The organism is Paraburkholderia hospita, from assembly GCF_002902965.1.
In the GTDB taxonomy this organism is placed as follows: Bacteria; Pseudomonadota; Gammaproteobacteria; order Burkholderiales; family Burkholderiaceae; genus Paraburkholderia; species Paraburkholderia hospita.
Genome location: NZ_CP026105.1, coordinates 1853461 through 1867183 on the forward strand (window position 1 = coordinate 1853461; position 13723 = coordinate 1867183).

14 protein-coding genes and 2 pseudogenes are annotated in these 13723 nt (G+C 64.5%); 11 read left to right on the top strand and 5 right to left on the bottom strand.

Annotated features, from left to right (window positions below):
* The first annotated feature begins 6 nt into the window (after positions 1–6).
* From C2L64_RS08320 to C2L64_RS08355, 8 genes are all read left to right on the top strand, one after another.
* Positions 7–2415 carry a xanthine dehydrogenase family protein molybdopterin-binding subunit gene (locus C2L64_RS08320; RefSeq protein WP_090838676.1) on the top strand — a complete coding sequence of 803 codons (2409 nt, stop codon included), beginning with the start codon at positions 7–9 and terminating at the stop codon, positions 2413–2415.
* Positions 2412–3248, top strand: a complete 837-nt coding sequence (locus tag C2L64_RS08325; RefSeq protein WP_007577294.1) for an FAD binding domain-containing protein — start codon at positions 2412–2414, stop codon at positions 3246–3248. Before C2L64_RS08320 ends, C2L64_RS08325 begins: the two co-directional genes overlap by 4 nt.
* Positions 3245–3757 carry a (2Fe-2S)-binding protein gene (locus C2L64_RS08330; RefSeq protein WP_007577296.1) on the top strand — a complete coding sequence of 171 codons (513 nt, stop codon included), beginning with the start codon at positions 3245–3247 and terminating at the stop codon, positions 3755–3757. Before C2L64_RS08325 ends, C2L64_RS08330 begins: the two co-directional genes overlap by 4 nt.
* 25 nt (positions 3758–3782) lie before the next feature.
* A complete protein-coding gene (locus C2L64_RS08335) occupies positions 3783–4463 on the top strand; it encodes an SRPBCC family protein (RefSeq protein WP_090838674.1) in 681 nt (226 codons plus the stop codon).
* A gap of 2 nt (positions 4464–4465) precedes the next feature.
* On the top strand, positions 4466–5659 hold the full coding sequence (locus tag C2L64_RS08340; protein ID WP_090838672.1) for a YlbE family protein: 1194 nt from the start codon (positions 4466–4468) through the stop codon (positions 5657–5659).
* A complete protein-coding gene (gene hpxZ / locus C2L64_RS08345) occupies positions 5656–6045 on the top strand; it encodes an oxalurate catabolism protein HpxZ (protein ID WP_007577302.1) in 390 nt (129 codons plus the stop codon). Before C2L64_RS08340 ends, hpxZ begins: the two co-directional genes overlap by 4 nt.
* On the top strand, positions 6045–7247 hold the full coding sequence (locus C2L64_RS08350) for an amidase (protein WP_090838690.1): 1203 nt from the start codon (positions 6045–6047) through the stop codon (positions 7245–7247). The genes hpxZ and C2L64_RS08350 overlap by 1 nt, the downstream gene beginning before the upstream one ends.
* Before the next feature lie 74 nt (positions 7248–7321).
* The gene (locus tag C2L64_RS08355; RefSeq protein WP_079485591.1) at positions 7322–8152 is read left to right on the top strand and encodes a phytanoyl-CoA dioxygenase family protein; all 831 of its coding nucleotides are present in this window, start codon (positions 7322–7324) and stop codon (positions 8150–8152) included.
* A 53-nt stretch (positions 8153–8205) separates the two neighbouring features.
* Here the strand turns inward: C2L64_RS08355 and C2L64_RS08360 are convergent, their stop codons facing one another.
* The 4 genes from C2L64_RS08360 to C2L64_RS08375 are packed head-to-tail and all read right to left on the bottom strand — an operon-like array spanning position 8206 to position 11305.
* The gene (locus C2L64_RS08360) at positions 8206–9117 is read right to left on the bottom strand and encodes an amino acid ABC transporter ATP-binding protein (protein ID WP_090838671.1); all 912 of its coding nucleotides are present in this window, start codon (positions 9115–9117) and stop codon (positions 8206–8208) included.
* A complete protein-coding gene (locus tag C2L64_RS08365; RefSeq protein ID WP_079485597.1) occupies positions 9114–9773 on the bottom strand; it encodes an amino acid ABC transporter permease in 660 nt (219 codons plus the stop codon). The genes C2L64_RS08360 and C2L64_RS08365 overlap by 4 nt, the downstream gene beginning before the upstream one ends.
* Positions 9770–10414 (bottom strand): amino acid ABC transporter permease, encoded by a 645-nt coding sequence (locus tag C2L64_RS08370; protein ID WP_007577309.1) that lies wholly within the window; start codon positions 10412–10414, stop codon positions 9770–9772. The genes C2L64_RS08365 and C2L64_RS08370 overlap by 4 nt, the downstream gene beginning before the upstream one ends.
* Before the next feature lie 21 nt (positions 10415–10435).
* Positions 10436–11305 (bottom strand): transporter substrate-binding domain-containing protein, encoded by an 870-nt coding sequence (locus C2L64_RS08375; protein ID WP_090838669.1) that lies wholly within the window; start codon positions 11303–11305, stop codon positions 10436–10438.
* Positions 11306–11731: 426 nt separating this feature from the next.
* Here C2L64_RS08375 and C2L64_RS08385 point away from each other — a divergent pair, with 426 nt between their 5' ends.
* Positions 11732–12247, top strand: a complete 516-nt coding sequence (locus C2L64_RS08385; RefSeq protein ID WP_079485603.1) for a MarR family winged helix-turn-helix transcriptional regulator — start codon at positions 11732–11734, stop codon at positions 12245–12247.
* An 11-nt stretch (positions 12248–12258) separates the two neighbouring features.
* A pseudogene (locus C2L64_RS08390) lies at positions 12259–12524 on the top strand (XdhC family protein); the annotation flags it as partial.
* Here C2L64_RS08390 and C2L64_RS08395 read toward each other — a convergent pair.
* Positions 12514–12707: pseudogene (locus C2L64_RS08395) on the bottom strand (IS6 family transposase); the annotation flags it as partial. The pseudogenes C2L64_RS08390 and C2L64_RS08395 sit on opposite strands and share 11 nt — an antisense overlap.
* A 536-nt stretch (positions 12708–13243) precedes the next feature.
* Here C2L64_RS08395 and C2L64_RS08400 point away from each other — a divergent pair.
* Positions 13244–13642 carry a hypothetical protein gene (locus C2L64_RS08400; RefSeq protein WP_007577316.1) on the top strand — a complete coding sequence of 133 codons (399 nt, stop codon included), beginning with the start codon at positions 13244–13246 and terminating at the stop codon, positions 13640–13642.
* Positions 13643–13723: the final 81 nt, after the last annotated feature.

Here is a 13723-nt window from a genome sequence, read left to right on the forward strand (position 1 = left end):
CACACAATGATCAAACGTCCCCACAAACGCATCGACAACAATCGTCCGCAAGGCATCGGCGCCTCGCTTACGCGCAAGGAAGACGAGCGCTTCATGCACGGGCGCGGCGAGTATGTTCCCAACATCCGCATGGTCGGGATGGTCGATGTGGCGTTCGTGCGCAGCCCGATCGCGCACGGTCATATCGTCGGCATCGAGAAGCCGGAGGCGTTCGCGCACGCCGTCTATACGCTGGCCGATCTGGAGGGCGTGAAGCCTATTGTCGCGAATTCGAGTCTGCCCGGATTCAAGCGCTCGCAGCAGCCTGTGCTCGCGAGCGGCAAGGTGCGTCAGGTCGGCGAGACAATCGCGATGTGCGTGGCCGCGACGCGCGCCGAGGCCGAGGATATCGCCGCACAGGTCTTCGTCGATTTCGAGGAACTGCCCGCTGTGGTCGACATGCTCGACGCGCGCCGTGAAGACTCGGCGCTGGTGCACGAGCACTGGGGCGACAACGTGTTTCTCGAAACCTTCGTCGATGCGAACCCCAACGTCGATCTCGACGCGATCCGCCGCGATGCGCCCATCCGCGTGCATCGCAAGCTGCGCACGGCGCGGCAGAGCATGGCGCCGATGGAAGGGCGCGGCGTTGTCGCGCACTGGGACCGCCGCCTGTCGCAACTGATCGTGCATACGTCCGCCCAAATGCCGCACATCACGCGCACGGGCCTCGCGGAATGTCTTGGTCTCGACGAAGGACAGGTGCGCGTGATCGCGCCCGATGTCGGCGGCGGCTTCGGCTACAAGGGCATTCTGCTGCCCGAGGAGGTCTGCTGCGGCTGGCTCGCGATGCAACTCGAGAAGCCGGTGCGCTGGATCGAGGACCGCCGCGAGCAGCTCACCGCTAACGCGAACTGCCGCGAGCACGATTACGACATCACGGGCTATGCGGATCGCGACGGCCGTCTGCTCGCGGTCGAATGCGATGCGCACGTGGATTCGGGCGCGTATTCGTCATATCCGTTTTCCGCGTGCCTGGAAGCGGCGCAGGTCGGCAGCATCCTGCCGGGGCCGTACAAGATGGATCGCTTCCGCTGCCGCACGTGGTCGGTTGCAACCAACAAGCCGCCGATCCTCCCGTATCGCGGCGTGGCGCGAACGGGCGTGTGCTACGCGATCGAAACGATCATGGATGCGATCGCGCTCGAAGCGGGTCTCGAACCGTACGAGGTGCGTCTGCGCAATCTCGTTCAGCCGCACGAGATGCCTTTCGACAACATCACGAAGAAGCATTTTGACAGCGGTGACTATCCCGAGGCGGTGCGTCGCGCGATGGCCGCGATCGACCTGCCCGCCGTTCGCGCACGTCAGCAGCGCGGCGAGCCGGACGGCAGGCGTATCGGCTTCGGGATGTCGATCTTCTGCGAGCAGGGCGCGCACGGGACGTCGGTGTATCACGGCTGGGGCATTCCGATGGTGCCGGGCTACGAGCCCGCCGTGATCCGCCTCACGCCCGACGGCGTGCTCGAAGTGCGGGTGGGCGTGCATTCGCACGGGCAGAGCATGGAGACCACGCTCGCGCAGATCGCCCATGAAGTGCTCGGCATCGACACGGACCGCGTGCGCATCATTCTCGGCGATACGGGCGTCACGCCGTATTCCACCGGCACGTGGGGCTCGCGCTCGATCGTGATGGCGGGTGGCGCGGTTGGTCGCGCTTCGAAGGAGCTCAAGGAGCGGCTGTTGAGGATTGGCGCACACCTCCTTCAGGAGCCGATGAGCGAAGTGCGCTGGGAGAACGGTGCCGTCGTCGGCAAGGAGGCGCGGCGCACGTTGCAGGACATCGCGCGCACGTGGTATCTCGCGCCGCAACTGCTGCCGCCCGATGTCGATCCGCGCGGCCTCGAAGTCTCGACGTCGTATCAGGCGAGGCGCGATTCGGGCACCTTCAGCTACGCGTGTCATGCGGTGGTCGTTGCTGTCGATCCGGCGCTCGGCCAGACCGAGATTCTCGACTACGCCATCGTGGAAGACGGCGGCGTGCTCATCAATCCGATGGTCGTCGACGGACAGGTCTACGGAGGCGCGGCGCAAGGCATCGGCACGGCGCTCTATGAAGCGATGCCCTACAGCGAAGACGGCCAGCCGCTCGCCTCGACGCTTGCCGATTACATCTTGCCGGGTGCTACGGAAGTGCCCGCGATTCGCATCGAACATATGGAGACGCCGGCTCCTTATACGGAGTTCGGGCAGAAGGGCATTGGGGAGAGCGGGGCGATCGGTCCGCCCGCTGCAATCGCCAATGCCGTCAACGATGCGCTGCGCGAACTCGGTGTGCGCATCGACCAATTGCCGATCACGCCGCGCCTGATCGTCGAAGCGCTCGCGAGGCAGCGTGAACAGCAAGCCAACACGCTGAAAGGAATGCCCGCATGAAAGCCGCGACCTATGACTACGCAAAACCGCTCGCCTGCGATGAGGCGATCGCGCTCATCAGCCCCACCGACGGCATGGGCAAGTTCGTGGCGGGGAGCCAGTCGCTTGGGCCGATGATGAACCTGCGGCTCGCGCAGCCCGAAATGCTCGTTGATCTGCGCGACATCGTCGCGCTGCGCGCGTGTTGCATTGAAGGCGAAGCCGTCACGCTTGGCGCGTGCATCACGCATGCGGAGATCGAGGACGGCAAGATCGACACCGGCACGCGCGGCCTCATGGAGCATGTCGCGCGCGGCATCGCCTATCGCGCTGTGCGCAATCGCGGCACGCTCGGCGGCAGTCTCGCACATGCCGATCCCGCTGCAGACTGGATCAATACGATGCGCGCGCTCGATGCGGTGTTTCTCGTCTCGGGTCCTAAAGGCGCACGGGTGATAAGTAACGGCGAGTGGATGGCAGGCGCATTCACGACCGCGCTCGATCCGGACGAGATCCTCACCGGCGTGCGCTTCGCGCGCCTTTCGCCGACGGCGCGCTGGAGCTACTACAAGTTCAACCGCAAGCCGGGCGAGTTCGCGGAGGCTATCGCGGTGTTCATCGACGACGCGGCGCGCGGCGTGTGCCGCGCCGTGATCGGCGCGATTGACGCGCCGCCGTACGCGATCGACGATGCCCGCGCGCTGCTTCGCGACGCGGATCCGAACACATCGTGCTTCGATGTTCATCTCGAAGCGGCGGGCATCGAAGCGGGAAGCTACGAACACGAGGTGCATCGCGTCGCGCTCGTGCGCGCAGCGGCAGGCATTCGCAATCAGGACGGGAAAGCATCATGAGCGACCCATTCATCAAGACAATCGAACTCGTCGTCAATCAGGCTTGCGTCGCGGACCGCGTCGAGCCGCGCACCAGCCTCGCGGATTTTCTGCGCGAGCAGCGCATGCTGTGCGGCACCAACATCGGCTGCGAGCAGGGCGTCTGCGGCGCGTGCACGATCGACGTGGACGGCGTGCCTACACGCTCCTGCATTACGCCCGCGATCAGTTGCGCGGGCAGTGCGGTGCGCACTATCGAAGGTTTCGACGACGACGTGACCATGAACGAACTGCGCGCCGCGTTCACCGCCGAGCACGCGCTGCAATGCGGTTACTGCACGCCGGGCATGCTGATGACCGCGCGCGACATCGTCACGCGCCTGCCCGATGCCGACGACGCACGCGTGCGCCTCGAACTCTCCGGCAATCTGTGCCGCTGCACCGGTTACGTGGGCATCGTGCGTGCGATCCGCCGCGTGCTCGATGCGCGTCGTGCGTGTGCGGCCGCGCCGCTCGCGGTGACCGCCTGAAACATCGAATACGGATTGATACGCAATGGAAATCGAACAAAGCTTCACCGTGCCGTATCCGCGCGATGACGTGTGGGCGCGCTTTCACGATACGCCTGGTATCGTCGCGTGCCTGCCGGGCGCGTCGCTCACCGCGCCCGTCGATAACGGGATGCTCAAGCTGGCGATGACCGTCAAGCTCGGACCGATCGTCGCGTCGTTTGCGGGCGACGGTGAAATGAAGCTCGACGATGCGCAGTATTGCGGCAGCATCACCGGAACCGGCGTGGACCGAAAGAGCGCGTCGCGCGTCAAGGGCGTGGCGTCGTTCGCGCTTGAAGAGGCGGCGGGCGAAACGCGCGTCGACGTGAAGGTGGATTACACGATCGGCGGCAGCCTCGCGCAGTTCTCGCGCAGCGGCATCGTGAAGGAACTGGCCACGCGCATGACGGAAGCGTTCGCGGCGAATCTCAAGGCGAAGCTGGACGAAGCGGGAACGGCGGCGGGCAGTGCGGTCGCGCAAGCCGACGCAACGCCCGTCGCGCAGGCAGCTACTGCAACGGAGCCGTCCGGCCCTGAAGCCGAAGCGCCCGTGCAAGCGCCGCGCGTCGAATCGCGTCCGGCCGCGCGCGTTCAACCGGTGAACGCGCCACTCGATGTCGGCAATCTGTTCTGGAAGATGCTGTGGTCGCGCCTGCGCGGCATTTTCAGCTTCGCGAGCCGCTGACCATGCGCGCCGATGATGCCAATGCGATCGCCCTGAGCCGCGTCCATGCGGTGTGTCCGCAATGGCGCGGCGTCGTGGCGGCGCGCGACGCGGTGGGTCTCCCGGACTTCACGCTACTGCACGCGGGGCCGCCGTTCGACGACCCGCGCAAGCCCTCCGCGCCAGTGCGCTCGTCGGCGATCCTGTGTTGTCTATACGAAGGCTGGGCAAACGACGAAGCGCACGCCGAGCGGCTGATCGAGCAAGGCGAAGTGCGCCTCGAATGCGCGCAGTCGTACGGTGTGGTGACGCCGCTCGCCGCCGTCGTTTCTCCGCGCACGACGCTGGTCGAAGTCACGGATGCGAGCGATCCCGCAGCCCGCGCGTGGTCGTTGCTGGGCAGCGGCGCGGGCCCGCAGATCCGTTTCGGCAGCCGCGACATGCGCATACTCGAACGCATGCAGTGGCGTGACTCAGTGCTCGCGTCCGTGCTCGACGAAGCATTGGCGCACGGCCCGCTCGATCTGCTCGCACTGGCGCAAGCCGGGCTCGATGACGGCGACGACCTGCATGCGCGCACCACCGGCGCCACCGCCGCGCTGCGCGCGCAGCTCGCCTCGCGTCTGGATCATGCCGACATCGACGCGATGCTCGCGAGGACACCGCTCTTTTTTCTCACGCCCTGGATGGCCGCGTGCGCACTGATGCTGTCGGCGGCAGCGCGAGCGGGCCAGTCGAAATCGACGCTCGTGGTGGCGCTGGCGGGTAACGGTGAGCGCGTGGGCATCCGGCTGGCGGGCGCACCATCGCGCTGGATCACCGCCGATGCACGCGCGCCGGAAGGCCCGCGCATCGATCCGCAACAGCAGGCGGCTGCCGCGCCGCTCACCGGCGACAGCGGCGTCATCGACGCGGCGGGGTTCGGCGCGCAGGCGCTCGCATTCGCACCGGAACCCGCGCAAGCGTTCGAAGCATACCTGCCCGCCGGTTGGCGCGACAGGCAAGCACGCATCCATACGGAATCGCATCCCGCGTTCGGGCGATTGCCCGGTGTGCTCGATGCCGCGCGCGTCGTTCAGGAAGGCGTCGCGCCCCTTGCCGCGATCGCGATGATCGGTGCCGACGGGCGCGCGGGCCTGCTGGGCCGCGGCCTTTATACGGCGCCGCCCGAACTATTCGCGCACGCTCTGAGCAACCTCTCTGGTGAAGCCGCATGAGCGCAGCACCGATCAACGATCCCGCGACGCTCGCGGCCGTCGAAGCGGCATTGGATGAATACGAGCGCGCGCTCACGACCAACGATGTTCCCGTTCTCGACGCGCTGTTCTGGAACAGCCCGCATACGCTGCGCTACGGCGCGACGGAAAACCTGCAAGGCTACGATGCGATCCGCGCTTTTCGTGCGCAGCGTCCGGGCAAGGGCCTGATGCGAGACGTCATCGATCGTTCAGTGACCACTTTTGGCGCGGACTTCGCTGTCGCCAACATCACGTTCTCGCGCGCGGGCGAGTCACGCATCGGCCGCCAGTCGCAGACGTGGGCGCGCATCGACGGTCAATGGCGCGTGGTCGCGGCGCATGTCAGCTGGATGGACCCGTCGTGATGCGAAACGATCTGCTGCAACCGGGCCTGCACGGCGCATTCGTTGCCGATGGCTTCGATGCGCTGCCCGCCGCCGCGCGGCCGCCGCGCACGGGCGACAAGCTCGCGGGCCTGCGCCTCGCAGTAAAGGATGTGTTCGATATCGCCGGGCTTCGCACGGGCAGCGGCAATCTCGCGTGGCGTGACCAGCAGCCGGTCGCTGCCCGGACCGCGCTGGCCGTTCTCGGGTTGCTCGAAGAAGGCGCGCAATGGATCGGCAAGACCGTCACGGATGAACTCACCTACAGCCTCGCCGGCGTGAACGCGCACTACGGCACGCCCGTCAACCCCGCCGATCCGGCGCGCATCCCGGGCGGATCGTCGTCGGGATCGGTCGTGGCCGTGGCAGCGGGTCACGCGGACATCGCGCTCGGCACCGATTGCGGCGGCTCGGTGCGTTTGCCTGCGAGCTATTGCGGCGTGTGGGGCATGCGGCCCACACATGGCCGCATCGCGACGGACGGTTGTCTCACGCTCGCGCACAGCTTCGACACGGTGGGCTGGTTCGCGCGCGACGGCCGCACGCTCGCCGACATCTTCGAAGTGCTGGCGCGCAGCGTCGTGATGGCGGGCGACGAACCGTTTGCCCTGCACGTGCCGCGCAATCTGCTCGCCTGCGTCGATGCGCAAGTCGCGGCGCGCTTCGAGGCGTCGCTGCAAGTGCTCGGCGATGTGGTGACGTTCGTCGCGCCCGAGGCGTCGCTTGCCGATTGGGCGCAGGCGTTTCGTGCGTTGCAGGCGGCGGAAATCGCGCAACGCTACGGACCGTGGGCGCGCGCGCATGCCGCGAGCTTCGGCTCCGATGTCGGTGCGCGTTTCGAGATGAGCTTGACCATCACGCACGAACAGATCGCCGACGCGCAGCGCGTTCGCGTCGAAGCGATCCGGGCAATGGCCGATGCGCTTCCGCAAGGCTCGTACTGGCTCGTGCCGACGGTGCCGGGCGTCGCGCCACGCGCCGATGCTTCGGCGCAAACGGTCGATAACACGCGCGCGCGTTCGCAGCAGATGCTCTGCGTCGCGGGCCTCGCGGGCCTGCCGCAAGTGAATATGCCGTGGATGAGCTTCGACGGCGCGCCCGTCGGCCTGTCGCTGATCGGCGCGCGCGGCGCAGACGAAGGTGTGCTGCGCACCGCGCGTGCGGTGCACGAAGCCATGCGGTAAGTTTTCGCCAGGACGTTGCCTGGCGATTGATGAGCAAGCGTCTCTCCGATCGAAGCACACCCAAAGGAACGTCCATGACGAAGCACCTGACCGAAGCGCAGATCGCGCACTTCAAACAGCACGGCTATGTCTACCCGATGCGCGCGATCAGTGCGCAAGAGGCGGCGGAGTATCGCCGCGTCATCGAGCAATACGAGGCGTCTTCCGGCGAGGACGTCAACAAGACCCTGAAAATCAAGGGTCATCTCGCCCTGCCGGCGATCGTCGAGCTCGCGCGTCGTCCGGCCATTCTCGATGCCGTCGAGGATCTCATCGGGCCGGACATCATGCTGTTCGGCGCGTCTATCTTCGCGAAGAACGGCCGCGATCCGCGTTATGTGTCGTGGCATCAGGACTCGACGTACTTCGGGCTCACGCCGCACGAGGAAGTGACCGTGTGGGTCGCGCTCACGCCCGCGAACTCAGTCAACGGCGTGTTGCGCGTTCTGCCCGGCTCGCACAGCGGACCCGACTTGAAGCACGTCGAAACCTATGCGAAGGACAACATGCTCGCGAAAGGGCAGACGCTTGTCGGTATCGACGAAGCCCTCGCTGTCGAAATGCCGCTCCAGCCCGGCGAATTCTCGATGCATCACGAACGCACCGCACACAGCTCGCTGCCCAACCGCTCGGACGACAGACGCATCGGCTTCGCGTTCTTCTATGTGCCGGCGCATGTCCGTTCGGCCTCGGGCCGCCGTCGCGCGACGCTCGTGCGCGGCGTCGACCGCTTCGATCACTGGGACCCGGACACGCTGCCCGAATACGACTGCGATCCGCGCTCGATGAGCGAACTCGCGCAAACGTGGGGCAAGTATAAGGATGGGGAAGTGAAACAGGCAGCGGATATGATCGCGCCGCAATGATTGGCACAACGCTCATCGTGGCGCGTCGAACGCCGCGATGAACGTTTGCCTTATCAGGCGAGCTTCGAAGCCTCGCTCCAATCGTCGGCCGCCTGGTCGGCTGCATGATGCGGCGAGCGGAAACGTGCGAGAAACTGCCGCGCGCGCGGCGTCTGCGGCGCGCTGAAGAACTGCTTGGGCGGGGCGCTCTCGATCACCTGACCCGCATCCATGAACACGACGCGGCTTGCCACTTGCCGCGCGAACTCCATCTCGTGCGTGACGATCACCATGGTCGCACCTTCCTGCGCGAGCGAGCGCATCACGTTCAGCACTTCGCCCACGAGCATCGGGTCGAGCGCGCTGGTCGGTTCGTCGAACAGCAGGATGTCGGGTTTCATCGCGAGCGCACGCGCGATGCCCACGCGCTGCTTCTGTCCGCCAGACAGCCGCGACGGAAACGCATCCATCTTGCCCGCGAGACCGACGCGTTCCAGCAAACGTTCGGCGTCCGCGCGTACTTCGTCGCGCGGACGCCCGAGCACGTGCAACGGTGCTTCCATTACGTTCTGCAGTACCGTCAGGTGCGGCCACAGCGCGAAATGTTGAAACACCATGCCGATGCGCGCGCGCGAACGCGCGAGTTCGGCGTCGCTCATCTTGATGGACGAACCTTCGCGCACGCCCATGCGCCGGCCGGACACATGGACCGTGCCCGCGTCGGGAATTTCGAGCCAGTTCACGCAGCGCAGCAGCGTCGACTTGCCACATCCCGACGGTCCCAGCAGGCACACGGTCTCGCCCTTGTGCACGGTGAGCGAGACGTCGCGCAGCACCTGGTTCTCGCCGAACGACTTCGAGATGCCGTTGAGTTGCAGGACCGTTTCCGCGCCGGGCCGCACCGCCTCGCCGCAAAGGCTGGACGAAGGTCCGGCCGCATCGGCTGCGCGCATGATGATGGGCGGGACGTCGTTCGAAATGTTCATGCTCTGCGTTCCTCGGCGAATCTCGACAGTAAACCGCTGCCGCCTTCGATCACGAGGCAGATGGCCCAGTACAGCAGCACAGCCGTGATGAACGCGGCAAACGGAATGAAATATGTGGCCTGAATGCCGTTCATCTGATGTGTGAGCTCGCCCACCGCGATCACCGTGAGGAACGCGCTGTCCTTGACGATCTGCACGAGCTGGTTGCCGATCATCGGCAAGGCAACCGTGAACACCTGCGGCAGGATGATGCGGCGAACCAGACCGAATCCGTGAAAGCCGTAGGCGCGCGCGGCCTCGATCATCGGCGTGGGCAGGCCGGCCCACGCGCCGCGCAACAGCTCGGCCATGTAGGCGGTGTTGTAGAGAATCAGCGCGATCGCGCCGGCCCACCAGTTCGACAGGCGGATGCCCGCCGAGGGCAGACCGAAATAGATCAGATAGACGAACAGGAGGAAGGGCGCACAGCGCATCGCGTCGACATAGAGGGTCGCGAGGCGCGCGATCGCCGGGCGCTTCGACATCAGCGCGGGCGTGAGCAGCGCGCCCAGTACGAGCGACGCAACGGCCGCCACCGCAAGCAGCCCGAGCGTGTCGAGCAGACCCGACAGCACGTCCGCGCGCTGTTGCCAGACGATCAGAAAGTGCTCCGTCATGCACGAGCCTCCACGGGTTGGCGGCGCTCGATCACACGCTGCGCCTTGATGAGCACGAACACGATGAGCCCGTAAAGCACGAGCGCAAACACGAAGGGCGGTAAAGGATCGTACGTGCGCGCACCGACACGCAAGGCCGCGCGCGTGATTTCGACGATACCGATGACCGCGACCGCGGGTGTCGACTTGATCTGCAAGGTCATCTCGTTGACGAGACCCGGCAGGCTCGCGCGCCAGATCTGTGGCATCACGATGCGGCGGAAGCGCACCGTGCGCGGCATCGCGAAGGCGAGAGCGGCGTCGTATTGATCGCGCGGAAAGTTGATCAGGGCCGCGCGCCAGATCTCGCAGTTGAACGCGGCGGTGCTGATGGTGAGCGCAAGTATCGCGGCGGGTGTCGGATCGAGCGAGATGCCGAACTGCGGCAACGCGAAGAAGATCAGCAGCGTGAGCGTCACGGCGGGACACGAGCGAATGAGGCTCACGTAAGCGACGACGACGCGGTTCAGGAACGGCACGCGGGCCCAGCGGATCAGCGCGAGGCCCAGCCCCAGCGGCACGCCGAGCACGATGCTGGCGACCGAGAGAACCACGGTCGCCAGCGCGCCCTGAGCGATGCTCCAGTAATCGAAGGCGTTCATCGATGCGGGATCACGAAGGCGTCAGTTGACCGACTGCGGCATGTCCTTGTAGCTCGCACCGAGCCACTTCTGCTGAAGCTGGTACATCTCGCCGCTCTTGCGCAGTTCGAGCAGCGCGGCGTCCACCATCTTCAGCACGTCGGTGTTGCCCTTCTTCACGGCCCAGGCGATGTAGGTTGGCTTGCCGATTGCCTGACCGACGGCGAACGCATCCGGCCGGGTCTTGACGAGGGAGTTCAGGCTGATCTGGGTGTTGGCGACGGCGTCGACACGTCCCACGCCAAGATCCTGATACGCCTCCGGGTACGACTGGTATTCGACGATTTGCTTGATGCCATTTCCGCCGTGTTTCTTCTTCAACTGCTCATCGAAGAGTTTGAGGTCCGCAAGCATGGCGCTGCCCGTTTCTGCGCCGACGACCTTGCCGACGAGATCGTCGGGGTTCTTGATCGGCGAATCTTTTTTGGTCGCGTAGAAGGTGATGGATTCGCAGGTCGGGGTTGCGAAGTCAAAGATCTTTTTGCGCTCTTCGGTGACGAGCACGGCGGTCAGCGCCATGTCGTATTTGCCGGTGGTCACGCCCGGCAGAATGCCGGACCACGGCATGACTTGCTGTTTCACGTCCACACCGATCTTCTTGCGTACCAGCGCGAGCAGATCGTTGTCATAGCCGGTGTTCTTGCCTTCAGCAACGAATTCGAACGGGGTGTAGTCATCCTCGGTCGCGACGCTCAGATAGCCGCGCGCCTTGATTTCCTCGGCGCTCGCTGCATGCGCCGCATGAACGATGCCTAAGGTGGCGACGAGCGCAAGCGCGCATGTGCGCAGCAGCGTAACGGCGGTGCGCTGTTTTGACTGGCCAGGATCGCGGCGGGTAAGACGGACTGACATGAAGAGCCCCTTTGGTAGTGGTAGCAACCGCGCGCAAGGCTTCGTCCGTGCGCGATCACTGGAGGATGATCGTCGAATCGATAATTCGTTTGGATACTGACGATTCATCCATGGAATATGCAAGGGGTATGCCAACGATCTGTTTCGCCGCAAGTCCCGGATGCAGTGGGGCACGAGGTGCGACAAGGGTGATCATCAAAAATGTGTGGTGCACCACGTATGTTGGTAAAGCCTTGTATTCGTGCATTTGCGCACCGACTTGCGCCATGCGGCACCGGCAATCGACGTTCAATTGACCGCGCGCAGATCCGCGCGAGATTCTTTGTATCGGAGCGTCGGCAGGCAGGCCAATACGATGTATGCTGACGAACCGTCGCGCACCATGCGTGGACAACTCGTATTGAACGCAAACGGAACTCTTCGCTCATGGACGCTCCACCCGCAGTCAGCAGCATCGACGACACCGAGCCGGACCAGGTGCTCGCATGGCGCACTACGGCGCTCAACGAGCGGCCCGGTTTTTTGATCCGCCGCCTGCATCAGATTCACGTGGCACTTTTCATGGAGGAATGCGCGGCCGAAGGCATCACGCCGGTGCAGTACAGCATTCTCACCGCGCTGGAGCAGTTGGGGCCTTCCGAGCAGGTGGTGCTGTCGCGCGCCGTGGGGCTCGACCGCGCGAATACGGCGGACGTGATCACGCGTCTCGCGCAACGGCGTTTCGTGCAGAGCCGTGTCTCGCGCACGGATCGGCGAAAGAAGGTCGCGGAATTGACGGGCGTGGGCCATGCGTTGCTCGCGCGGCTGGAGGCGCCCGTCGCTCGCGCGCACGAGCGCACCATCGCGGCGCTGCCGTCGGACGAACGCGCGACGTTTCTCAGGCAACTGCTGTTGCTGGTCGAAACGAATAACGAACTCAGCCGTACGCCCATCGTGCGATAGACGAAAGACGCGTGGACAGTGTGGATCTCGAAGTCTTGAAGCACGGTGCGCGATGGATCGGGGAAGGCATCGCGTTCTGCTCGTGACGGTGGGGAAGACGTGGGGCTCGTCGCCGCGTCCAGAAGGCACGATGCTCGCCGTGCGCGGCGATGGGCATGTGGTGGGATCGGTGTCGGGTGGCTGCATCGAGGACGATCTGGTCGAGCGCGTGCGGCAGCGGGGCATCGAGAAAACGAAGCCAAAGGGGAAGTACGGCATCAGCGCGGAAGAGGCACATTGAGCGCCCAGCGATGCACGGTCGAATGGTCAACCGAAATTCCTCGTTTGGCCATCATCTGCTCGAGGTGGCGCAGACTCAGCGATACGCAATGTACCGGCGCACACCGAGAAGGATTACATCAAGCGGATAGTGCAGGCGCTTCAGCACCTTCGCCACAGCCGGACTCAGGTTCTGCTTCATCGATCAAATCGTTCGTCTCCTTGCGTGCAGCTTAACAAGCCACCTTAGTGCGACAGAACCCTCCGCTGAAACTGTACATCGCGCTTACCACGACACCATGATACGAAGCGCCAGCTGAAGAGGGAGAGGGGGCATTCTCTCTCAGGCCGCAGCCTGGTTCGCCAGCGAGACGGTAGCCGATCCACCAAAGGGCGATACGGATTCGTGAGAGCGTAAGACTTCAGCGAAATGTTTCCATACCCACACATCTTGCTGAACGAAGGCTGACCATAAGCAGACAGGGAACGTTCATAAATGGTCAACGCTGTTGCTTTTTCTATCCAAAAAGGCACGTGACAGCCTGGAGTAAGAGCGCATTACGTGAACAGAATCTGGATGGAAGCGTTGATTTCAGGCCCTGACCGAGAAGTGAGGTCTCGGGCCAGAACAGTCGGGGAGGCTTACCAGTCTGGAAGAAAACTGCAGTAATCCGTAGGTAACTCTGTTCGAATCGAGACGTACTACCCTCGATGCCTGGCTCATCAAGGAGTGCCTCCATGTCACTGCCGCTCGCATTCGCGATCGACTCGCTCCATGGTTTCGAACTGACAGAAGACGGTCAATACCTGATGCTGAAAGGCAACCGGTCGGATCGCATCGCCGTGCACTGTTCGGTCATGCATGAGTTGCTGGCGGCTCTTTCGAATGCCATAGGCTCGTCCGAGCGCATCCGGCGCAAGAGGAATAGCGTGAAGTTCGCGATGCCCTGCGAAGCGTGGGCGCTTGGCAAGGATGCGGGCGGGGGCCCTTATCTGATCTTTACGTTCCGCCTGCCTGGTGGCGCGGAATTGTCCTTTCAGATGCATCGCTCGCAGGCCGCGCACATGACGCAGGTGCTGGCGCTAGCCACCGGTCTCGCGAAGGCAGGCGGCATTGCGGGCCTCAGGCTGCAATAGAACAACGAGCCGTCTCTCATCCGCACGTAGCGGATCATCCACTGGTCAAAAACGGCTGTAGTTGGGGCTGAATTTATCTTC